Here is a 22,492-nt window from a genome sequence, read left to right on the forward strand (position 1 = left end):
CCTGATTCTATGCATATACTATCTATTACACTTCCCGTCAGGATGAGCCCTCTTGCATCTTGGCGGGAAATTTTATACAATAGCAATAAAATATTAACTATCTGCCATGAGAAGGAGCAGTAATGGTGTCGAATCCTTTTTAGAGAGCTGACGGAAGGTGCAAGTCAGCAGGAAGCATCATGAACTCGCCTTTGAGCTGCAAGTGTGAAGGATTAGTAATGCTTGCCGTATTCCGCGTTAAGGATGAATGAAGCGAATGACTATTGTCATTAATGTGGGTGGTACCGCGGGAGATTTATACATAATCCTCTCGTCCCTATTTAGGGATGAGAGGTTTTTTTATTACTTGCTTTGTTACTGTTGATTAAGAGCCCTTTGTATACATGTGAATGTGTTTAAGTCAAATGAATAATTTAATGAACAGGTTTACCAAGGGTGGACAAATGCGTCAACAATTAACAGAGCCCATTACTTAAAAACAGGAGGAACATATTATGAGCTTCAATCATAAAAAGATTGAAAAAAAATGGCAAAAAGTCTGGGAAGAAAATAAGACCTTTAAGACAAGTGAAGATAAAGGAAAAAATAAATTTTATGCATTAGATATGTTTCCATATCCGTCTGGTGCTGGCCTTCATGTAGGACATCCAGAAGGCTATACAGCTACAGATATTCTATCCCGCATGAAGCGGATGCAGGGCTTTAATGTTCTTCATCCAATGGGATGGGACGCATTTGGATTGCCGGCTGAGCAGTACGCATTAGATACAGGCAATGATCCAGCTGAATTTACAGCACAAAATATTAATACATTCCGCCGTCAAATTAAAGCATTAGGTTTTTCTTATGATTGGGATCGTGAAGTGAATACGACGGATCCTGAATATTATAAATGGACGCAGTGGATTTTCTTAAAGCTTTATGAAAAAGGGCTTGCTTATATTGATGAAGTAGCGGTTAACTGGTGCCCCGCACTTGGAACTGTGCTTGCCAACGAAGAAGTAATCGATGGAAAAAGTGAGCGCGGTGGACATCCAGTTGTACGTAAACCTATGAGACAGTGGATGCTGAAAATTACAGCTTATGCTGACCGCTTACTTGAAGACTTAGATTTATTGGATTGGCCAGAAAGCCTTAAGGATATGCAGCGCAATTGGATTGGCCGCTCAGAAGGCGCAGAAGTCACTTTCCAAATTGAGGGACATGAAGGAACCTTTACAGTATTTACAACACGCCCAGATACACTTTTTGGTGCAACGTACGCGGTGTTAGCTCCGGAGCATGCTTTAGTTAATGAAATAACAACTGACGATCAAAGAGCAGCAGTTGATGCTTATATCGAAAAAATTCAAAGCAAAAGTGATCTTGAAAGAACAGATTTGGCAAAAGAAAAGACAGGTGTATTCACGGGTGCCTATGCAGTAAATCCAGTAAATGGCGAAAAGATGCCAATTTGGATTGCTGATTATGTATTAGCCAGCTACGGAACAGGTGCGATCATGGCAGTTCCAGGACATGACGAGCGTGATTATGAGTTCGCAAAGCAATTTAACCTTCCTATCATTGAAGTAGTTGCTGGCGGAGATGTTCAAATAGAGGCATACACTGGGGACGGAGAGCATGTAAACTCAGGCTTCTTGAATGGAATGAACAAGGAAGATGCCATTGAAAAGATGATTGCGTGGCTTGAAGAAAAAGGGATCGGGACCAAAAAGATAACCTATCGTCTTCGTGATTGGTTATTTAGCCGCCAGCGCTACTGGGGTGAGCCGATTCCAATTATCCATTGGGAGGATGGCACAATGGAAGCTGTTCCAGAAGACCAGCTTCCATTAATCCTTCCAAAGACAACGGAAATCAAGCCTTCTGGTACAGGAGAATCTCCACTTGCGAATATAGAAGAGTGGGTAAATGTTGTAGACCCTGAAACTGGTAAAAAAGGCCGCAGAGAAACGAATACAATGCCGCAATGGGCTGGCAGCTGCTGGTATTATTTACGCTATATCGATCCGAAAAACACAGAAGCACTTGCAGATGCAGAAAAATTAAAAGAATGGCTTCCAGTTGATATTTATATTGGCGGAGCAGAGCATGCCGTTCTTCACCTTCTATATGCACGCTTCTGGCACAAGGTTCTATATGATATCGGTGTCGTTCATACAAAGGAGCCTTTCCAAAAGCTATTTAACCAGGGGATGATTCTTGGAGAAGGCAATGAAAAAATGAGTAAATCAAAAGGGAATGTTGTAAACCCAGATGATATCCTTGAAAGCCATGGTGCAGATACACTTCGCTTATATGAAATGTTCATGGGCCCATTAGATGCATCGATTGCCTGGTCAACAAATGGATTAGATGGATCCAGAAGATTCTTGGATCGAGTTTGGCGATTATTAATTGAGGAAAATGGCGAGCTAAATCCAAAAATCCAAGCAGTTGAAGAAGCCGGTGACTTAGAGAAGGTTTATCACCAAACAGTGAAAAAGGTAACAGAGGATTATGAAGGATTGCGCTTCAATACCGCTATCTCGCAATTAATGGTCTTTATAAATGAAGCGTATAAATCAACTGTTCTTCCAAAACAATATATTGAAGGATTTATAAAATTACTATCACCAATCACACCTCACGTCGCAGAAGAGCTTTGGGAAAAGCTTGGCCATAACGGCACGATTGCATATGAAGCATGGCCAGCATTTGATGAAGCAAAACTAGTGGACGATGAAGTTGAAATTGTTATTCAGATTAACGGAAAAGTAAAAGCGAAACTTCGCGTTCCATCTGATGCCCAAAAAGATGCACTTGAAAAAATCGCCATGGATGATGATAAAGTGAAAGAGCAAATTGATGGGAAAACAATCCGAAAAGTGATTGCCGTTCCAGGAAAGTTAGTTAATATAGTGGCTAACTAGGAAGGTGCAAGCGATTATCAAAACATCCTCCGATTGTGTTTTCGGGGGATGTTTTTTACAATAGGGAATAAATACTTTTTAGAAGGGATTTTTTCAATGGAATCAATCGAAATCATTACAACAGATGAATTAGAGGAAAAAATTGCTGCCGGTGAAAAGCTGGAGCTTGTTGATGTAAGAGAAGACGAAGAAGTGGCACAGGGGATGATCCCAGGTGCTAAGCATATCCGCATGATGACTATTCCCGAAAACCTAGATTACTTTGATAAAGATAAAGAATACATTTTTATTTGCCGTTCTGGCGGGCGCAGCGAGAACGTTTGCCATTACATGCAAGACCAAGGATTTAAGGTTAGAAATATGATTGGCGGCATGCTGAATTGGTCTGGGGAAACAGTAAAGCCTCAGAAATAAATATAATTCTCCAAAGAAAAGAACAGACAATGTGTATAGCAGCCTGTTCTTTTTTAATACGCATCTTTTTCTAATTCTTTTACATTCTCGATAAATAACTTTGCAGCTAATGATAATGTTTTGTTTTTATGATAAACAAGGTAGAAAAATCTTTCATCATGAAAGTCTTTGATTTCGTACATGTGAATTAAATTGGCAGCTGCAAATTCTCGTGCAGCCATTTCAGAAATAATAGAGATGCCCACATTTTGTATGACAAATTGAATTAAGCTATTCCCAGAATCTGTATGAACAACAATGTTTAAATGTTCCTTTGAAATCTGTTTCTTCTCTAAAAACTTATTTATTAGTGACCTTGTTCCGGAATCAGAGTTTCTCATAATTAAAGGATGCTTAATGATTTCCTCTAAACAAACAGGTTCATTAAATTCCAGTTCATTTGAAGCAATTAATACTAATTTTTCTTTTTGAATAGGAAGATAGAAAAGCTTATCATTTTCATATTTTTCTCCTAGAATTCCAATATCAACCGTCCGATTAAGGACATATTCTACGACTTTTTTTGAGGAGGATTCTGAGATATGAAAAGAAATATTCGGATAAATTTGATGGAAATGTTTAATCATATTTGGAATGATAAATGAGCCAGGAACAGAGCTTGTCGCCATTTTTACAATGCCGCGAAAGTCCATCATTTCCCTCTTTAGATCTAGCAAGGCTTCATCTTTTAAGAGTAAAATTTTTTGTGCCCAATGATACAACCGTTCCCCATGCGGTGTTAATATTGTATCTCTTCCTTCCCTGTCAAATAGTTTAAGGTTTAAACTTTTCTCTAATGCCATAATATGTGAACTAACTGTCGACTGGCTTAAAAAAACGTCATCTGCTGCTTTTGAAAAATTCCTATGCTCAACAACCTTTGTAAAAACAAATAATTGATGCAGGTCCATTTTTTCTCCCTCCAATCTCATGGATCGTATCGATTGAATATTATTTATGAAATCGATTAGTTGTATGTATATAAGAATACCATTTCTATATGAGATAAGTGTGTGGAGTTTTGTCCAAAATTAAAACCTTTATCCGAATATGCTTCTAGATTAATTTGTTTTAAAATGACTAAATATTGACTATTCAGTTAATAATGGTTTTAAAACGCTGGAAAGGGTGAGGGGTCTTTGATTCAGGTCAAATTATTTGATCAAGAGCATGAGAAAGATCTCGAGTTGGAAATGAATCGTTTTTTACAGAAAATTGAAGAGAAAAAACTGCTCGATATTAAGTACAATGTAGCAGCTGTTCATGAGGATGAAGATGAGCAGATTTACTGTTTTTCGGCAATGATTATATACCGATCTTAACGGGTTCCGTTCACTTTGTGTGAGCGTTCTTTTTTTTGCTTCTTATAAAATTAGTCGAGTAACAAGATATATGAACCCAAAAATGGTAATAAATGAAAAAAACAGTCGCGTAAAAAGATTTATGAACCTGAGAATGGTAATAAATGCAAAAAAAGGTCACGCAAAAAGATTTATGAACCCGAAAATGGTAATAAATGAAAAAAACGGTCACGTAAAAAAATTTACGCACCCAAAAATGGCAATAAATCCAAAAATCGGTCACATAAAATGTTTATGTGACCGCAAATTAATCATCATGTAATTCTGTGCAATCCATACATCTATTTAAGATTACGCGCTGTTAATGCAGCATTGATGCCAGCGAGCCTTCCGGTTACAAGTGCAGAGGTGATATTGTATCCGCCTGTATAGCCGTGGATATCAAGAATTTCTCCGCAAAAAAACAAGCCAGCCATTAATTTTGAAGCCATTGTTTGCGGCTCGATTTCTTTGACAGAAACGCCCCCGCCAGTTACAAATGCTTTCTCTAATGGAAGTGTCCCATTCACTTGAAATTGGAACTTTTTGCAGCTATTCACAAAGCTTCTCAGTTTTTCATTTGAGATTGCTGCACCTTGAGCGGAAGGATCAATTTCACTTTGTTCGAGAAGGAATAATAAGTATCTTTCAGGTAAATAGCCTTTTAAAAGGTTTTTAATGCTTTTCTTAGGTTCATCCTTAATGAGCTTATATATTTCCTGGAGCAATGGTTCTTCTTTTTTATCAGGAATGGCGTCAAGGCTTATTGTAACTTCACGTAAATCCCATTTTTTCATCGCCTTGACGACAAATTGGCTGCAACGTAAAACGGCTGGGCCGCTGACACCAAAGTGTGTAAAAATCATATCCATCCGATGGGTAACCAATGCCTTGCCTTTTGGATTCAATACACTTAAAGCTACACTTCGTAAAGATAATCCTTGCAAAGTTTTGTTTTTAATAAAAGGTTCTGCGGATGTGACTGGCACTTCTGTTGGAAATAAATCAGTTATCGTGTGACCAGCCTTTTTTGCCCATGCATAACCGTCCCCTGTAGAGCCTGTATGTGGCACAGACTTTCCGCCGACGGCAATAACGACTGAATCTGTTTCATATACCTTTCCATTTTTCAGTTCAACCGATTGGACTTGTCCGTTCTTATAATGAACATGGCTAATGGGACAATTTGTTTTGATCTCTACCTTTAAATCCTTCAATCTTGTAAGCAATGCATCGACAACAGACTGTGCTTTATCTGTAACAGGGAACATTCTGCCGTGATCCTCTTCTTTAAGCTGAATCCCAAGCTTTTCGAAAAACTTGATGATGTCTTCATTGCTAAAAAGTGAAAAGGCACTATACAAAAAGCGGCCATTTCCTGGAATGTGCTTAATAATTTCATCAACTGGCAGCCTGTTCGTCACATTGCATCTGCCCCCGCCTGAAATGGCTAACTTTCTTCCTAGCTTGTCTCCTTTATCAATAAGGAGGACCTTTGCCTTTTTTTCTGCTGCACCGATCGCTGCCATCAAGCCAGAAGGTCCTCCGCCAATTACTATTACATCATATTTCATTTATTCACCAACTTATTTCATCCTAATTTACTTAACAATTATAAACGATTAGCGATGAAATACATAATATGCTTTAGTTTATTTGTTTGAAAAAGCCAGATTTAACCTTCTGCTTTAACTATTCGAAAAGACGATACATCTACATTGATACTATAGATAGATTGAATTTATCTTGTCATACGAATTCATTATAATTGAGTAGAAAGCGCTTTATTTATTAGTATTTCCCAATCTTTTACCATCAGCATGATAAAAAGGTGGTGTCAAATGGAAAATCACATGTCAGTGGATGTTACTTATGATGCCGGTCCAACCGGGTGTGGAGAGCTAATAATGAATTTATTTCTTACGATGAGGAAAATGGAGGAAGGGAATATCATTAAGGTAATCTCATATGATCCTGGTGCACGTGAGGATTTGCCTGCATGGTGCCGAATGCAGCACCATACACTGTTAAACCGCCTCGATGAGGGGCATATCAGCCATTATTTTATTAAAAAAGGGAAGTAACTTAGATCGATTATTCATTTAAATTAAACCTTGGGAGGAATTATTATGTCAGGAACATTCGCAGTGAGTATTACAAGTGCCAAAAATGATACAGATAAAGCAACAGTTGGATTTGTTGTTGCCAATGCAGCAGTTGCATCAGGTCAGGAAACAGTTGTTTTTTTAAATGTTGAAGGGGCATATTTAGCTGAAAAGGGATATGCAGAAGATATTCATGAAGAAGGCTTCGCTCCATTAAAACAATTAATGGATCAATTTGTTGAAGCAGGTGGTACGATTTGGGTGTGCAGTCCTTGCTACAAAAAGAGAGGGCTATCAGAAGATCATCTAATCGAAGGAGCAACGATTGTCGGAGGAGCTAGATTAGTAGAATTTCTATCACAAGGTGCTGCTTCAATTACATACTAATCTTTCTGTTAGGAGGCAGCACTTATGTTAATTCCACATGCTGTTTGCGATGGCGGAGATCTTGATTGCGGATCAGGTTTATTATTAATAATAAATAAAAGTATGAATCCGCTTGCTCCTGGACAAGTCTTGGAAATTAGAAGCAGAGAAAGAACGGTTGCTGATGATTTGCCTGCTTGGTGCCGTATGGTAAAGCATGAATTTATCGGATCAGAGCAAGGTGAGAATACGGTTAGGTACTTTGTCCGTAAAGGCCAAGGTAAATCAGTAGTAGAGAGCGATCTTGCGGCTGCGAAAGGATACAAATGGAATGTCCGCGTACAAGGGGAGAAAGATTTAAAGGCAAAAGTGTTTGCAAGAAATCACCACTTTTACTCAGGTCAGCCTGCAGACTTTAGCGCCCGTGTGGATGCTCCTAGTTCAATTGATTATTTACTTGCTTCTCTTGCTTCTTGTTTAACAGTTGGATTCAAAGCGCATGCATCAAGAAGAAATATCGTTGTTGACCAAATCGAATTATCAATTAAATGCGCTATAGAGAATATTTTATCTCACTTGGAAATTGAAGAAAATGGGAATCCTAATATCCAGCAAATTTCAGGTACATGCTATGTATCCTCTGCTGCGGATGAAGATTTATTGAAAGAGATTTGGCAAATTACTTTAAATAAGTCACCTATCTATCAAACGTTGAAAAGGGCAGCAGAGATCAAACTGACGTTTTCAATTGTTTACTAGGAGGAAATCAAATGGAATCAACACTCTTTGCTACATCTGTCATTGGCAGCTGGCCTCGATCAGTTGAAGTGCAAAAGGCAATGAGAGAAAAAAGAGCTGGCAGAATGACAGAAGAAGCATTTCAAACGATTGCAGATCAGGCGGTTATAGAGTGCCTCCGTCTGCAAGAAGCAGCAGGCATAGATATCGTTTCTGATGGGGAGCAAAGAAGAGATAATTATATATCATTTGTTGCTGAGCATTTACATAATGTGAAAATGCTAACGGTTTCTGAGCTGCTTGAATACATCGATGACAAAGCAAGCTTCGAGGAAATTCTTGGAACACTTGACGTTCCAGCCTTTTCCCTATCCAATCCTGCAGCAGCAGGAAAAATTAGCCGGAAGAAACCACTTGCATTAAATGACTTTCGATTTCTCAAGAAGCATACGGATAGAAAGATAAAAGTAACGCTTCCAGGCCCATATTTGTTAACAAGGTCTATGTGGGTTGAGGGGCTATCGGAAGAAGCATATCCAACAAAAGAAGACTTAGCAATCGATATTGTCAGCGTTTTACGAGAAGAATTGGAAGATTTGATTGCCGAAGGAGCCGATTTTGTTCAATTTGATGAACCTGTACTGACGGAGCTTGTATTCACAAAGAAAAATGAAAACCGAACATTTATGTGTGGTGCCTTGACAGCAAAGGCGGATGCTGAGGTTGAAATGGAACTTGCACTTGGGTTAATGAATCGGGTAATGGAAGGAATGCGTGGGAGAGGAACGAAGATGGGTGTTCATATTTGCCGCGGAAATTGGAGCAGAGAAGATGACATCCTTTTAAGAGGTCCATATTTTCCACTTATCCCGTATTTATCAAGGGTAGATATAGATCAGCTTGTTCTTGAGTATGCGACGCCAAGAGCTGGGGAAATTGAGGCGATTAAGGAGTTTACTCATGCTGAAATTGGTTTTGGCGTTGTGAACCCTCGAACGGAAGAGATTGAAACCGCAGAAGAAATTGTTGAGAAGGTTAATCATTTACTAAAGCTCATACCAGCTAATCAGATCTATTTAAATCCAGATTGCGGGTTTGGAACCTTTGCCCAAAGACCGATGAATAGTGAACAGATTGCTAGTAAAAAGCTTAAGGTGCTGAGTGAAGCCGCAAGCTTATTAAGAGAGCAAATTAAATTAGCAAATCTGTGAGTATGAGGAGGGGGATTAGATGAGCCAAAAACTTACTTTTAAATTAGATGTGACGGGTTCTGGAATGAGGACAGATTCTGCAAATGGCAAACATATAATCAGCATTGATGAACCAGAATCTTTTGGGGGAAAAGATTCTGCTCCTGATCCAATGTCTACCATGTTAGCTGCCCTCGCAGCTTGTGAGAATGTAATGGCACAAATAATTTCAAAAGAAATGAATATCCAAATAGAGGATATTTCTTTTAAAGTCGAGGGTGAACTTGATCCTAGCGGATTAATGGGAAATTTAGATGTAAAACCGTACTTTGAAAAAGTGAAGGTAGAGGCTTTCCTAAAAACATCAGCCTCTCAAGAGCAAGTGGATGAATTACGTAAAAAAGTGGATCAAAGATGCCCTATTTTCCGAACAATAAAGGATGCTGGAATTCCAATTGAGAATTTATGGGTGAAAAACTGAATATTACTGAAAAAAGCCAAATTCCGCTGGCTTTTTTTCTTTTTTATGAGTATTTTGTTCTGCAAAGCGATTTTTATAAGCTCTAAGTAGAAATCCTGTAAGAAGAGGAGTAGAATACAAATAGTGTGCAAAAAAATTTGTGATGGTTATTTACATAAATAAATTTTCCTATAGAATATCTTTTGTTACGATAACTTAATGGTGAAACGCAGACAGCTGAGGTTTCTTTAAATAAGAGGACTTTAACTGGCAAGTTTAGCGCTTTTTTGAAGGGGAATGGGTTCTATGTCATCAAAGCTTTTAAGGGGTACTTTTATAATGACCTTAGCTACGATTATTTCAAAAGTACTTGGGTTATTTTATGTGATTCCTTTTTATCATATTGTTGGGGAAGAAGGGAATGCGCTTTATTCTTTTGCCTATATTCCTTATACAATCTTTATTAGTTTAGCAACAGCAGGTATACCTGCCGCAGTTTCAAAGTTTATTTCTAAATACAATGCATTAGAGGAGTATGCCGTAGGAAGAAAGCTATTTAAATCAGGGCTAGTTGTGATGTTATGTACGGGTACATTATCCTTTCTATTCCTATATTTTTTAGCCCCATCGTTAGCAGATTTTATTATTCCTGATAATGTGGATACGAGTGTGAAGGATGTAACAACTGTTATTCGAGCTGTAAGTTTTGCGCTTATTGTTGTTCCGATTATGAGTTTGATTAGGGGCTTCTTTCAGGGACACCAATCGATGGGACCTTCAGCTTTATCTCAGGTCATTGAGCAAATTGTCCGGATTGTGTTTGTTCTCGCAGGTGCATTTATTGTTCTATATATCATGAAAGGCAGTCTTGTTCAGGCAGTAAGTGTAGCTACCTTTGCTGCATGTATTGGAGCAATTGGCGGACTAGCGGCACTTCTTTGGTATTGGTATAAAAGAAAGCCTTATTTGGATGGCCTTTTATTGAATGATAAAGGCACAATGGATATTTCTTTAAAGGAAATGTACAAAGAGATTATTGTGTACGCGGCACCATTTATTTTTGTCGGCTTATCTGGTTCGCTTTTCCAATTTATTGATCAGCTGACTTTTATCAAAACGATGGCAAAGATTGGTTTAGAAGATGTAGCGGTTTCATCCTTCGCCGTATTAAACTTCCAGACACATAAGCTTGTCATTATTCCTGTATCTTTGGCGACTGCTTTTTCTTTAACACTTGTGCCGAGTATTACGAAAGCATTTGTGGAAAGCGATCGTACCAATTTAAATCATCAATTGAATCAAGCGTTTCAGGTACTATTATTTCTAACACTTCCAGCAGTTGTAGGTCTTTCCTTATTGGCAGAGCCAATATTTACATTGTTTTACGACCATAATGAGCTTGGAACAGAAGTGCTTAGAACCTATGCGCCTGTGGCAATTCTTTTTGCTTATTTCTTAGTTACTGCAGCCATTTTGCAAGGAATAAATGAGCAGCGGTTTACGGTTCTAAGCTTGCTAGTCGGGTTATTGCTTAAATTGAGTTTAAATATCCCTCTTATCAAACTGATGGAAACACAGGGGGCTGTTGTAGCAACAGCTATCGGCTACTCGGCTGCTATTTTAATAAACTTATTTGTAATAAAAACGTATGCTAAGTATCCATTTAGGCTTGTGCTCAGAAGAGGAATATTGATTGTAATTTTTACAGCACTGATGTTTGCGGGTGCAGGAATTACGTATAAGCTTCTGACACTATTCTTATCACCTGCAGCTAATTTGCAGGCGTTCATCATCGTGGTCATTTGTGCAGCGGTTGGTGCGGGAATCTATTTCTATTTAAGCTTTAAAACAAAGCTCGTTTATTTCTTATTTGGGCAAAAGGTCGATCGGTTATTGAAGAAGGTCAGATTGCGCGGATAATGGGAAACAACGTTTATTTAGGTTTCACACAGCCCACTAAAAGAGGTGAAAATATGAGAATTGATAAAATGCTAGCTAATTTAGGCTTTGGAAGCCGAAAGGATGTTAAGCAGCTTTTGAAGAGCGGGGCTGTAGTAGTCAATGAGCAGAAGGTAAAGGATGCGAGCAAGCACGTCGACCCGGAAAAAGATGTGGTAACAATCAACGGAGAAGAAGTGGTGTATAAGGAGTTTATTTATTTAATGATGAACAAGCCTCAAGGAGTGATCTCCGCAACAGAGGACTCGCAGCATGAGACAGTTTTAGATATATTAGAGCCAGAGGATAGTATATTCTCGCCATTTCCTGTTGGACGGCTTGATAAAGATACAGAAGGGCTGCTGCTGTTGACGAATGACGGCCAGCTTGCCCATCGCCTCTTATCACCGAAAAAACATGTACCGAAAACCTATTTTGCTGTTATAAACAGTGAAGTAACAGAAGAAGACATTGCTGCTTTTAAAAAAGGTGTTATTTTGGATGATGGATATGAAACAAAGCCAGGGGATTTGAAGATTATAAAGTCCGGTCTCACATCAGATATTGAACTAACGATTACAGAAGGAAAATTTCATCAGGTGAAAAGAATGTTTGAGGCGGTTGGGAAGCGTGTCATTTATTTGAAGAGGCTATCGATGGGACCGCTGCTGCTAGATGAAACTCTAGAGCTTGGTGAATATAGGGAATTAACAGAGGAAGAATTATCCAGCTTAATCGAATATGAGGTCAAATAAAAATCGCCTAGGTTGGCGATTTTTTTTCATACTATTTTTTTACAATCGTAATGTGGTTCCTCACTTCAGACATCAGACCTCATATGAGATCAGTGCACGAAAGGAAACTTATGATGACATCTTTACCTTCTTTTTTGTAGTTGTCCATTTTCCTCGACTAGGGCTTTTCACTAAGTCGTTATAAACAAGAACATTTAAATCTCTCTGAATGGTGCGAGGAGTAATACCAAATTCCTCTACAAGCTCTCCCGTTGTTACAGTTCCACGCTTATTAATAAACATGTAGACGGATTTGATACGGTTTAACATCCGGTTAGTCGAAGGTTTCAAAAAACCACTCCCTATCCTTTTTTCAAACCAATGGCAAATTCCTGCAACTGACAGTTCATTGAAGAAACTATGTCCTTCAAGCATATGTAGTTTTCTTTTCCTCAGCCAACTCCTTTGCAAATATCAGATGTATTTTCTAGAGATGTCAATCTTACCTTCATTGTACTCCTAATTTTTGATAATTTCTACTTTATTAAAGAATTTACACCATATTCATATAAACTATTCCTTTCTCTTTATTAAATTCTTTATATATCCTATGGTGTAACACACTTATATTATGTTGGAAAATTCTAAAAACTACTTCCTTCAGATTTTATGAAGAATAATTTTGGGGAAAAAGCAAACCTTTTCCACTTGTCATTCGTAAAAAATAGGTAGGGGGAATAAAAAATGACTTTATTAGATGTAGATATTAAATCAGCAGGCTATGATAAGGAAAAAGCCATTATCCATAATATTCATTTTACTGTTAAAGAAGGGGAGCTAATTGGATTAATTGGTCCAAATGGTGCCGGAAAAAGCACGACAATTAAAACGGTTCTTGGGTTATTGGAGAACAAAGAAGGAGACGTTTCCTTCAGGAAGAATACAAAATATTCTTATGTGCCGGAAAGACCCATTTTTTATGATGAGCTGACGTTATGGGAGCATCTAGATTTTATTGCTGCTGTTGAGGGACTCCCGGATAGGGTATACAAAGAGAAAGCGGAAGAATTACTGGAACAATACAAGCTAACGGAGCATGCACATGAATTTCCAGGTAAATATTCAAAGGGCATGCAGCAAAAAGCTATGCTGATTTTAGCGATGATTACAAGTCCAAATGTATATATTATTGATGAGCCATTTATTGGTCTCGACCCGAATGCAATGAAGCTTTTTTTAAAGCTAATCGAATCAGAACAAAAGCGGGGGGCTGGCATATTGATGTCCACCCACGTATTAGATACTGCGGAAAAGGTATGTGACCGCTTCTTAATGATTCATAATGGGCAGCTGCAGGCAGCTGGAACACTTGATGACATTCGAAAACAGTGTAAGCTTCCAGATGGCTCCCTGTATGACTGCTTTCACTTAATAGCAGAGGGAAATCCGGATGAGTAGTTGGAAACTATTTCGTGACCGGTACATAAGAGAACGAAAATATCAGTATGGGGTTATCCGATCTATTGCTGATTGGACAATCATGGTTTATCTTATTATTCCAGCAATTTTATTTATCATTTTTCGATACCGCTCTTGGTGGCTGGAACTGCCGGGCTGGATTGAATCGATCCCATTTATCCTTATATTCATGCTCCTTTATCTTTTGTCGTGGAACGTTAGCATTCGTACATATGTAGAGGAAGCTGACAAAGTATTTCTAATAAAGAAGCAGCGAATCTTTTTTGGAATGAAAAAATGGGGCTATACATGCTCGCTCCTTTTACAGTCGACTGGAACGGTGATTACATTTCTTATTCTATTGCCATTCTTAAGAAATCATTTCATACTTAGCTGGCTGGAAATTTGTACACTGCTATTTTACTTTATTGCATTAAAGACATTGATTATGCTCCTAAAATATCATCTGAAAAAAATAAACAAAAGATTTAAAAAACTGACATTTAGTTTTCTATTGTTTGTTCTCTTATGCTGGTTGAGCCAGCTAATCTTTTTCCTTTGGGATAAAGGGTCAATGTTTCTCGTTTGTTTATTTGGTAGTGTTCTGTTAACTGCTTCAATCTATTTCAGTTTAAAGGCAATCCAAAAATTATCAACAATTGATCATGAAATTGATATGGGTCGAGCGGATAAAACGAAAAATATTGAGTTTATATTCATGCTTTCAAATGAGATCGAAAAACCTATCGTTACGAAAAGAACGAAGCCACTGTTATTCCGTCGTTCAAAAAGAATCTTTAAACAGCGGACATCAGTAAACGGATTTATTGAATTGTTTTATAAGGTTTTTCTAAGAAACCGTTCGTATGTGATGAGCTATTTTCAAATTATTTCCGTCGGAACAGTTGCAATCGTACTCATTCCCCCTCTCTGGATAAAGATTATCATTTTCTTCGGTTTTCTTATTATGATGAATTCATGGCTTTCACTCGTTTGGGATAAGATTGCATCATCAAATCCACTAAGCAAAAAATATACTGAAACAGACTTCTACTTTACAGCAAGGAAAAAGGCTGTTAGGTCATTATTCATTACAGCGATCATCCTGCTATGTATGTTTATATTATGTTGGCATAGCATAGTGTCTCATTTTGGAATGCCATTTGGTCTGTTTAAAGGGTAGGAAAGTATTTCTATTTAATTGTGTTAGGTGTATGATGGTGCATAAGGAAAAATGAATTGATATAATTTTAAATAGATTTAATTTTTTTACACTGGAGGATTAATCATGAACGTGATAGATTGGCAAAAAGAAGTCGAACAAAGAAAAGACGCACTGATTGAAGATGCAAAAAAACTGCTGCAAATAAAAAGCGTCCTGGATGAGGAAAATGCAACAGAGAATGCTCCATTGGGAGAAGGGGTAAAGGAAGCATTGGATTTTATGCTTCAGCTTGGCGAGAACGATGGGTTCACCTCTAAGAATGTAGGAAACCTTGCAGGACATTTAGAATTTGGGCAAGGGGAGGAAATTGTTGGGATATTATGTCATGTGGATGTTGTACCAGAAGGGGACGGCTGGTCAAGTGATCCGTATGGTGCCGAAATCCGCGATGGGAAAATATTTGCAAGAGGAGCCATTGATGACAAAGGCCCAACCATGGCTGCTTATTATGCAATGAAGATTGTGAAGGAATTGGGGGTGCCATTAAATAAGCGTGTCCGCATGATTATTGGAACGGATGAGGAAAGTGATTGGCGTTGTGTAGATCATTACTTTGAACATGAAGAGATGCCGGCAATGGGATTTGCACCAGATGCGGATTTCCCTATCATCTATGCAGAAAAAGGGATTGCTGATTTCGACCTTGTCCAAAGTGGGGAAGGTTCTAAGTATGATGGAGAAATAAAGGCCACTGTTCTCTCCTTCGAATCAGGCAGAAGATATAATATGGTTCCAGACTTTGCAAAGGCATCACTTGAAGTGAATAATGAACCTACAGAGATCGTGCAAATGTATGCTGATTTTCTTAAACAGAATGAATTGCCGGGAAAATACTATATTGAAAACGGTGTATTAATTCTTGAGGCGGAAGGAGTTTCAGCCCATGGGATGGAGCCGAATAACGGGAAAAATGCAGGTCTCTACATGGCTAAGTTTTTATCAGAAATGAAAATTGATTCAAAAGCAAGCCACTTTTTCCAGTTTGCGACTACTTATTTTTATGATGAGTCAAGAGGAAAAAAACTGGGTATCGCCTATTCAGATGAGATTACAGGAGATTTAACTATCAATGTAGGAAAGCTTGCTTTTTCACAGGAAAAAGGAGGTCGTCTAGGGTTAAATGTTCGCTATCCTGTTACAAATAATATGGATGATACGAAAGGCAAGCTTGAAGATTTACTAAAAGAAGAACAGTTTATAATTGAAAACTTCTCAGATTCGAAGCCGCATCATGTGGCTGAAGATGATTTTCTTATTCAAACGCTAAAGAAGGTATATGAAGAACAAACAGGTGAGAAGGCAGAATTGCTATCTATTGGTGGAGGAACCTATGCACGTTCGTTAAAGTCTGGTGTGGCATTCGGTCCATTATTTCCGGGGAGAGAAGACATCGCTCATCAAAAGGATGAATATATGTATTTAGAAGACATGTTAAGAGCAACAGCCATATATGCACAGGCTATTTATGAACTAGCTAAGTAATTGTAATTACAAAATAGTATGTAATTCTCGGTTGGCATAACCGGTTATTCGGTTAGCCGACCGACAATTTGCTTTCTGCAAATAAAAAAATCCACAAACAGGGAGTCAAGGAGAAATGGCATACGTTATCGTAAATGGAGAGTTTGTTCATCGTTCAGAAGCAAAAATAGATATTGAAGATCGAGGATACCAATTTGGAGATGGTGTTTATGAGGTAATCCGTGTATATAACGGGAAAATGTTTACCGGCACAGAGCATCTTCGTCGTTTGATTGATAGCGGAAAGAAGATTGGGATGGAGATTCCTTATACAGTTTCTGATTTAACGCAACAGCTTAAGCATCTAATTGATAAAAACGGGCTCATTTTAGGAACCTTGTACTTGCAGGTCACACGAGGAATAGCCCCAAGGAATCATGCCTTTCCTTCAAGCAATGTTCCGCCAACTTTTGTTGCTTATTCAAAGGAAGTGGAGCGACCTGTTGAAAATATGAAATCAGGGGTAAAGACGATTCTGAACGAGGATATTCGCTGGCTTCTCTGCGATATTAAAAGTTTGAATCTTTTAGGTAATTTAATGGCTAAACAAAAAGCTGTGGAGGCAGGCTGCTTTGAAGCAATCCAGCACCGTGATGGAGTGGTAACCGAGGGAAGCTTATCCAATATTTCAATCGTCAAAGATGGAAAAGTAATCACACATCCTACTAACAATCTTATCCTTAATGGGATAACAAGACAGAAGGTTTTAGAAATATGCAGGCATAATGGCATTCCTTTTTCTGAGACTCCTTTCACACTTGATGATTTAAAGGATGCAGAGGAAGTATTCCTTTCAGGAACTACAGTTGAAGTGACACCAATTGTTGAAATAGAAGGGGAAAAAGTAGGAGATGGCAGTGTAGGCCATCTTACAAAAAAATTACAGGCACTTTTTGTTCAAGAAATTGAAAAGGAATGCGGCGCGATTAGCTAAATATAATTGATGGAAAAAGTAAGCAATGATCATCTGAAAGGTTGCTTGCTTTTTTCAATTTAGTCGAAAAAGTCACCCTCACCGCCGAATAAAGTAGAACCTATTATCAACATCTGCTAAAATAAGTTCAAATATTGCTCATTGGAGGATGAAGATGGAACAATCAACTCATTTTTTCTTTGCGGTTAGCTTACCTGAGGAAGTTAAAAAGGAGTTACATAAGCAATGTTTAGCGATAAAAGAAAGGTTTCCGTTTCAGCGGTGGGTTCATCAAGAGGATTATCATATTACGCTAGCCTTTCTAGGAGCTGCAGCAGAGGACAAGCTTGAGAAGGCAAAAAAGCTCGTCATGACAGCGTTGAACGGACAAAAGGCCTTTCCTCTTCAGATTAATCAGCTTGGTGTGTTTGGAAAAGTCGATTCACCAAGGATATTTTGGGCAGATACAGCAAAAGAGGAACGATTAAATACGATACGAAGCATCGTATTTTCTGCTTGCCTAGAGGCTGGATTTAAGCTAGAAACGAGGGCATTTAAATCTCATATTACGCTAGCAAGAAAATGGGTTGGAAATCATCCGTTTGAGGTGAAACATTTAAAAAATCATCCATTTGAAAAAGCGCCTCTCGCTTTTCAAGCGAAAGAAGTTGTTTTGTATCAAACACATATCGATCGAATCCCCAAATACGAAAAAATAGCAGCATTCCCGCTGCTGGAAGAATAAATGAATACTAGAGATAAGACAAGGCAGGCAAAGATAAATGGGACAGTTAATTAAAATGCAAGATTATGCTTCGCGGTATGAACAAAATATTTATTTATATCCATCCCGCTATGTTAGGCTTAAAAAGCATCAATGGGAAAAGTTAAAAGCTGCGTGGGAAAATAATGATGCGTCTGTATTTATGAACCAGTCGCAGGAAGAAAATCCTGATTGGCTTGAAGAAGAGAGAAAGCCTTTAATAGATAAGCTAAAAGGGCTATGGAAGTTGGGCAAGAAGGGGAATGAAGAGGAAGATTTGTTAGACATAGAGCAGATAGAGCATGATAGCGAAGAAGAAACCATTCTGCAATTCGAAACAAACTTTACCTATCGCCCGGATACAGTGGAAGAATTAAAACACCAATTCCTGGATCAACTATTCCGTTTTCAAATGAAATGGGCAAGCTCTACTTTGACTGAAAAATCGTTTGTGGACAAACGATTTTATTATGATGAACGATTAAAGTTTTTTCTTCAACGATTTCCCGATACATTTCTCGTTCTCTATTTACCGCTATTTTTATTGAAAAAGGCACCGGTGGAAGTAGAAACAATTATTATAAGTCCGACGGGCGTCTGGTGTATTAGTCTTCTAGAGGAAGAAGATTCTTCTGTTTTTATTGGTTCAAAAGAACGTTTCTGGGTGAAACGGGTGAATGGGGAAGAAAAAAAGGTGCTGAATCCAATATTAGCATTGAATCGAACAGCGAAAATTGTCCACCAAATATTTCGCATGAATGACATCGAATTACCGATCCATAAAGCAGTTTTATGTAGAAATGGATATATTGACCACCCTGCAGCCCCCTTTGATGTCCAATTGATTGAAAAAAGGAATTATGAGGAATGGTTTAATAATATGAGAAATCTTCGTTCCCCGCTTAAACATATACAGCTTAAAGCAGCCCAAGGCTTATTACAATATTGCCAAACGACATCAATCAGAAGGCTTGAGTGGGAGATTGCTGAAGAAGAATAAGTGAACAAAGTCTATATAGAAGGTAGAATAATGTGATGAAAAATCTGTATTTTATCATAAATCCTCAAGCGAAAAATGGCCGTTGTCAAAAGATCTGGAGGAAATTAGAGAAAATACTTAATGATAAAGATATTTCATACGAGGCATTTTTTACAGCGTATCATGGTCATGGAAAGGAAATCGTTCGGTTTATTTCTAGAAAAGAGACTGCTAAAGAAATAGTCATTGTCGTTGTTGGAGGAGACGGGACCATGCACGAAGCAGTGAATGGTGCTGTAGGTAATAAGCAGATCCATTTCGCCTATATTCCTGGTGGGTCTGGAAATGATTTTTCTAGGGGATTTGGCATCCCAAGAAATCCAGTTGCAGCGCTTAACCATCTTTTAGAACAACTAAAGGAAGAATCTTTACTTATCGATCTAGGGCTAATAAAGAATAAAGACGAGAAGGAAATCTACTTTGTCAATAATATGGGTGTTGGACTGGATGCACATATAGCAAGGAAGGTAAACCTTTCAAAAATAAAAAAGGTTTTAAACCGTATTTCCCTAGGAAAGCTGGTTTATGTTTATTTTTTGCTAAAAAGCGTGTTTACTTACCAACGATCATCCATTGAAATAATGGTAGATGGGGAACGGTATACGTTTGATTCTACTTGGTTTGTAACCGTTTCAAATCAGCCGTTTTATGGCGGGGGAATGAAGATATCCCCTAATGCTTCCCCATTTGATGGTCACCTAAATATTACTGTTGTCCATAATTTATCCCGATTGAAGCTCTTATTTGTATTTATTACTGTTTTTTGGGGAGGACATGTTGCATTCAAGGAAGTGGAAACGTTTACTGGTAGTGAGATTAGAATTTTTTCAACCGACCCGATACAGGCTCATGCAGATGGAGAGGGTATCGACAGTACTCCATTAACAACCATTACTTGCCGAAGATCCCTTCCAATCCTTTCAAAGGCAAGTGGACAGGAATAAATATTTGAAATTGGAGGTAGGATCATGAAAGTCATTAATCGAAAATTTTTTGCTTACTTAGATGACATGCAAATCATTACGATCTTACTTCCTTACGATTATTTCGGAGGAAAATCTTCCTATTTTTTTATTAGAAAAATGACCGAGAAAGAGCAGCTTTCTCTGACAATTAAGAATCGAATCCCATTAGAAGATAGAGTTAAATATATTTGCCAGATTGAAGGGAGACTAGTAATTGGTGAACAATATTGGGTATTCGATGAGAATGGCGAGAAGACGGACTTGCAAATAGGCGCTGTCATACGAACAGATGCTTTTGATACAGAATTTTTCTATGATGGGACACTTGGGTGCTTTTATCATTCTGATCAAACTTTATTCAAGCTTTGGGCGCCCACTGCAACAAAGGTGAAATTAAAATTGTTCCCAGCAGGTTCATCCAAGGCTGAAATAGTCTATCCGATGACGAGGAAAGAGAAAGGTGTTTGGCGCATAACGGTAAATGGAGATCTTGAATACTATAACTATTCCTTTCTAGTATGTGTGAATTTAGAATGGAGAGAAGCGGTTGATCCTTACGCCCTTTCGGTTAGCCCTAATGGAGAATATGCTGCTGTCATTGATCTGAATAAAACAAAAGTAACGAAACCCCCCCTTCCCCTTTTCAAACAACCTACTGATGCAATTATCTACGAAACACACATAAGAGACTTAACCATCCATTCAAATAGCGGAATTACAAATAAAGGCAAGTACCTGGGTGCTTCAGAACTGAATACAGTGGCGATAGATGGAACGCCAACAGGGCTTTCGTATGTTAAGGAGCTCGGTATTACACATATTGAATTTCTTCCATTTAATGATTTTGATGGGATAGATGAAAGAAGGGATACGAACGACTACAATTGGGGGTATAATCCATTGCACTTTAATGCACCTGATGGCAGTTTTTCATCAGACCCTTCTAATCCATATGCTAGGGTAAAAGAATTGAAAGCTATGATTCAGGCATTCCATATACAAGGTATAAGGGTAATAATGGATGTTGTTTATAATCACGTGTATATTCGGGAGTGCTCATCTTTTGAAAACATTGTTCCCGGCTACTATTTCCGCCATGATGCATATGGAATGCCATCCAATGGAACAGGTGTGGGCAATGATTTTGCCTCAGAACGACTGATGGGAAGGAAGTTCATTATTGATTCCGTTATGTATTGGCTGAAAGAATACAAAATAGATGGCTTTCGATTTGATTTGATGGGGATTCTTGACGTTGAAACAATGAATGAAATCAGGAAAGCAATTGATTTCATTGATCCTGCCATTCTTATTATTGGAGAAGGCTGGGATATGGATACCCCAATTCCCGCTGATAAAAAGGCTTGTATTCGCAACCAAGAAAGACTTCCAAGAATTGCCCATTTTAATGACAGATTCAGGGATACGGTTAAGGGGAGTACATTTCAGTTAGCAGATAAAGGCTATGCGTTCGGAAATGAACATTATTATGAGACTGCTAAACAGGTTCTAGCAGGAAGCGTTGGCCTAGAAAAGAAAGACAAAGGGTTATTCCATTCCCCTGTTCAGTCGGTCAATTATGTAGAATCGCATGATAATCATACGCTATGGGATAAATTAGCGGTCTGCTCTGCTTCACTAAGTAAGGAAACAAGACAAAAACAGCATAGGCTCGCAACTGCAATGGTGCTCCTTTCGCAAGGCATTCCTTTTTTGCATAGCGGGCAGGAGTTCTTTCGAACGAAGAAAGGGGACGGAAATAGTTATTGCTCCTCTGATGAAATAAATCAGCTAGATTGGGATCGAAAATCCTTTTATAAAGCGAATGTAGCTTATTTTCGTGAATTGATTCGAATTCGCAAGTCGCATGGAGCCTTCCGGTTATCTAATCAGCAGCTTATCCGCAAGCATATGTTCTTTCTTCCTGTTGAAAAGCCGGTAATCGGCTTTCTTTTAAATGATGTTGCTGAATATGGAGATTGGGGAAAGATAATTGTATTTTTTAATCCGGCCTGCTCAAAAATAATGGTTAAGCTTCCAGATGGGCAATGGCAGGTACTTGCGGATGAACATACCGCGAATATGAAGCCGATAAGGACGCTTGAAAAAAATACGTTAGAGCTGCCACCTATATGTTCTTATGTCCTTGTATGTAAGTGAAAAATAAATAAGCTTGACGATAAAAGCATGAAAGAGATAAAATTTATAGAGATAGCTATTGAGAGATCGTAAAACGATAGCTATCTTTATTTTTTGAAATGGAAAAGTTACTTTGAAATAGATTGTCTAGCGTGAGCTGCTTGCCCCATAAAGAACTTGGTGCCTTTGTTGGGAGTAAGCTAGGCGTTTGCGCTTTTCTACTAAGCAGGTGA

At 38.2% G+C, this 22,492-nt stretch carries 21 protein-coding genes and 1 other annotated feature; of the genes, 18 read left to right on the plus strand and 3 right to left on the minus strand.

Annotated features, from left to right (window positions below; all coding sequences use genetic code 11):
- The first annotated feature begins 97 nt into the window (after positions 1-97).
- Positions 98-321 (plus strand) — a binding site (T-box leader).
- Positions 322-494: 173 nt separating this feature from the next.
- Both leuS and RUH74_RS06455 read left to right on the plus strand, forming a co-directional pair.
- Complete coding sequence (leuS, locus tag RUH74_RS06450) at positions 495-2,912, plus strand: leucine--tRNA ligase (RefSeq protein ID WP_313799454.1); 2,418 nt, start codon at positions 495-497, stop codon at positions 2,910-2,912.
- 96 nt (positions 2,913-3,008) lie between these two features.
- Positions 3,009-3,326, plus strand: a complete 318-nt coding sequence (locus RUH74_RS06455; protein WP_313799455.1) for a rhodanese-like domain-containing protein — start codon at positions 3,009-3,011, stop codon at positions 3,324-3,326.
- Between the two features lie 53 nt (positions 3,327-3,379).
- Here the strand turns inward: RUH74_RS06455 and RUH74_RS06460 are convergent, their stop codons facing one another.
- Complete coding sequence (locus RUH74_RS06460) at positions 3,380-4,276, minus strand: selenium metabolism-associated LysR family transcriptional regulator (RefSeq protein ID WP_313799457.1); 897 nt, start codon at positions 4,274-4,276, stop codon at positions 3,380-3,382.
- Positions 4,277-4,504: 228 nt separating this feature from the next.
- Between RUH74_RS06460 and RUH74_RS06465 the strand changes: the two genes are divergently transcribed.
- A complete protein-coding gene (locus RUH74_RS06465) occupies positions 4,505-4,687 on the plus strand; it encodes a sporulation protein Cse60 (protein ID WP_313799458.1) in 183 nt (60 codons plus the stop codon).
- Between the two features lie 320 nt (positions 4,688-5,007).
- On the opposite strand, the gene RUH74_RS06470 is transcribed toward RUH74_RS06465, so the two are convergent.
- Positions 5,008-6,279, minus strand: a complete 1,272-nt coding sequence (locus RUH74_RS06470) for a BaiN/RdsA family NAD(P)/FAD-dependent oxidoreductase (protein WP_313799459.1) — start codon at positions 6,277-6,279, stop codon at positions 5,008-5,010.
- A 267-nt stretch (positions 6,280-6,546) separates the two neighbouring features.
- On the opposite strand from RUH74_RS06470, the gene RUH74_RS06475 reads away from it, so the two are divergent.
- The 7 genes from RUH74_RS06475 (at position 6,547) to RUH74_RS06505 (ending at position 12,257) form a co-directional block, all read left to right on the plus strand.
- Complete coding sequence (locus tag RUH74_RS06475) at positions 6,547-6,789, plus strand: sulfurtransferase TusA family protein (protein ID WP_313799460.1); 243 nt, start codon at positions 6,547-6,549, stop codon at positions 6,787-6,789.
- Positions 6,790-6,834: 45 nt separating this feature from the next.
- Positions 6,835-7,197, plus strand: a complete 363-nt coding sequence (locus tag RUH74_RS06480) for a DsrE family protein (protein WP_313799461.1) — start codon at positions 6,835-6,837, stop codon at positions 7,195-7,197.
- 24 nt (positions 7,198-7,221) lie between these two features.
- Positions 7,222-7,935: a sulfurtransferase TusA family protein gene (locus tag RUH74_RS06485; protein WP_313799462.1), complete on the plus strand. Its 714-nt coding sequence runs from the start codon at positions 7,222-7,224 to the stop codon at positions 7,933-7,935.
- Between the two features lie 11 nt (positions 7,936-7,946).
- Positions 7,947-9,125 (plus strand): cobalamin-independent methionine synthase II family protein, encoded by a 1,179-nt coding sequence (locus tag RUH74_RS06490; RefSeq protein ID WP_313799463.1) that lies wholly within the window; start codon positions 7,947-7,949, stop codon positions 9,123-9,125.
- 19 nt (positions 9,126-9,144) lie between these two features.
- Positions 9,145-9,585, plus strand: coding sequence for an OsmC family protein (locus tag RUH74_RS06495; protein ID WP_313799464.1), 441 nt, complete (start codon positions 9,145-9,147; stop codon positions 9,583-9,585).
- A gap of 285 nt (positions 9,586-9,870) precedes the next feature.
- Positions 9,871-11,484: a putative polysaccharide biosynthesis protein gene (locus RUH74_RS06500; protein WP_313799465.1), complete on the plus strand. Its 1,614-nt coding sequence runs from the start codon at positions 9,871-9,873 to the stop codon at positions 11,482-11,484.
- Between the two features lie 53 nt (positions 11,485-11,537).
- Positions 11,538-12,257, plus strand: a complete 720-nt coding sequence (locus RUH74_RS06505) for a pseudouridine synthase (RefSeq protein ID WP_313799466.1) — start codon at positions 11,538-11,540, stop codon at positions 12,255-12,257.
- A gap of 108 nt (positions 12,258-12,365) precedes the next feature.
- Here the strand turns inward: RUH74_RS06505 and RUH74_RS06510 are convergent, their stop codons facing one another.
- Entirely contained in the window at positions 12,366-12,587 is a 222-nt protein-coding gene (locus RUH74_RS06510) for a DeoR family transcriptional regulator (protein WP_053477612.1), read from the minus strand.
- Positions 12,588-12,980: 393 nt separating this feature from the next.
- Here RUH74_RS06510 and RUH74_RS06515 point away from each other — a divergent pair, with 393 nt between their 5' ends.
- The 8 genes from RUH74_RS06515 to pulA all read left to right on the plus strand — a co-directional run bounded on the left by RUH74_RS06515 (position 12,981) and on the right by pulA (position 22,280).
- Positions 12,981-13,694: an ABC transporter ATP-binding protein gene (locus tag RUH74_RS06515; RefSeq protein WP_313799467.1), complete on the plus strand. Its 714-nt coding sequence runs from the start codon at positions 12,981-12,983 to the stop codon at positions 13,692-13,694.
- Positions 13,687-14,877, plus strand: a complete 1,191-nt coding sequence (locus tag RUH74_RS06520) for an ABC transporter permease (RefSeq protein WP_313799468.1) — start codon at positions 13,687-13,689, stop codon at positions 14,875-14,877. The genes RUH74_RS06515 and RUH74_RS06520 overlap by 8 nt, the downstream gene beginning before the upstream one ends.
- 105 nt (positions 14,878-14,982) lie before the next feature.
- Entirely contained in the window at positions 14,983-16,401 is a 1,419-nt protein-coding gene (gene pepV, locus RUH74_RS06525) for a dipeptidase PepV (RefSeq protein WP_313799469.1), read from the plus strand.
- A gap of 115 nt (positions 16,402-16,516) precedes the next feature.
- On the plus strand, positions 16,517-17,374 hold the full coding sequence (dat, locus tag RUH74_RS06530) for a D-amino-acid transaminase (RefSeq protein WP_313799470.1): 858 nt from the start codon (positions 16,517-16,519) through the stop codon (positions 17,372-17,374).
- Between the two features lie 154 nt (positions 17,375-17,528).
- A complete protein-coding gene (thpR, locus tag RUH74_RS06535; protein WP_313799471.1) occupies positions 17,529-18,098 on the plus strand; it encodes an RNA 2',3'-cyclic phosphodiesterase in 570 nt (189 codons plus the stop codon).
- 37 nt (positions 18,099-18,135) lie between these two features.
- A complete protein-coding gene (locus RUH74_RS06540) occupies positions 18,136-19,116 on the plus strand; it encodes a nuclease-related domain-containing protein (RefSeq protein WP_313799472.1) in 981 nt (326 codons plus the stop codon).
- A gap of 35 nt (positions 19,117-19,151) precedes the next feature.
- The gene (locus RUH74_RS06545) at positions 19,152-20,099 is read left to right on the plus strand and encodes a diacylglycerol/lipid kinase family protein (RefSeq protein ID WP_313799545.1); all 948 of its coding nucleotides are present in this window, start codon (positions 19,152-19,154) and stop codon (positions 20,097-20,099) included.
- A 24-nt stretch (positions 20,100-20,123) separates the two neighbouring features.
- Positions 20,124-22,280 carry a type I pullulanase gene (gene pulA / locus RUH74_RS06550; protein WP_313799473.1) on the plus strand — a complete coding sequence of 719 codons (2,157 nt, stop codon included), beginning with the start codon at positions 20,124-20,126 and terminating at the stop codon, positions 22,278-22,280.
- Positions 22,281-22,492 lie beyond the last annotated feature (212 nt).

The organism is Cytobacillus sp. (assembly GCF_032154635.1).
GTDB lineage: Bacteria > Bacillota > Bacilli > Bacillales > Cytobacillaceae > Cytobacillus.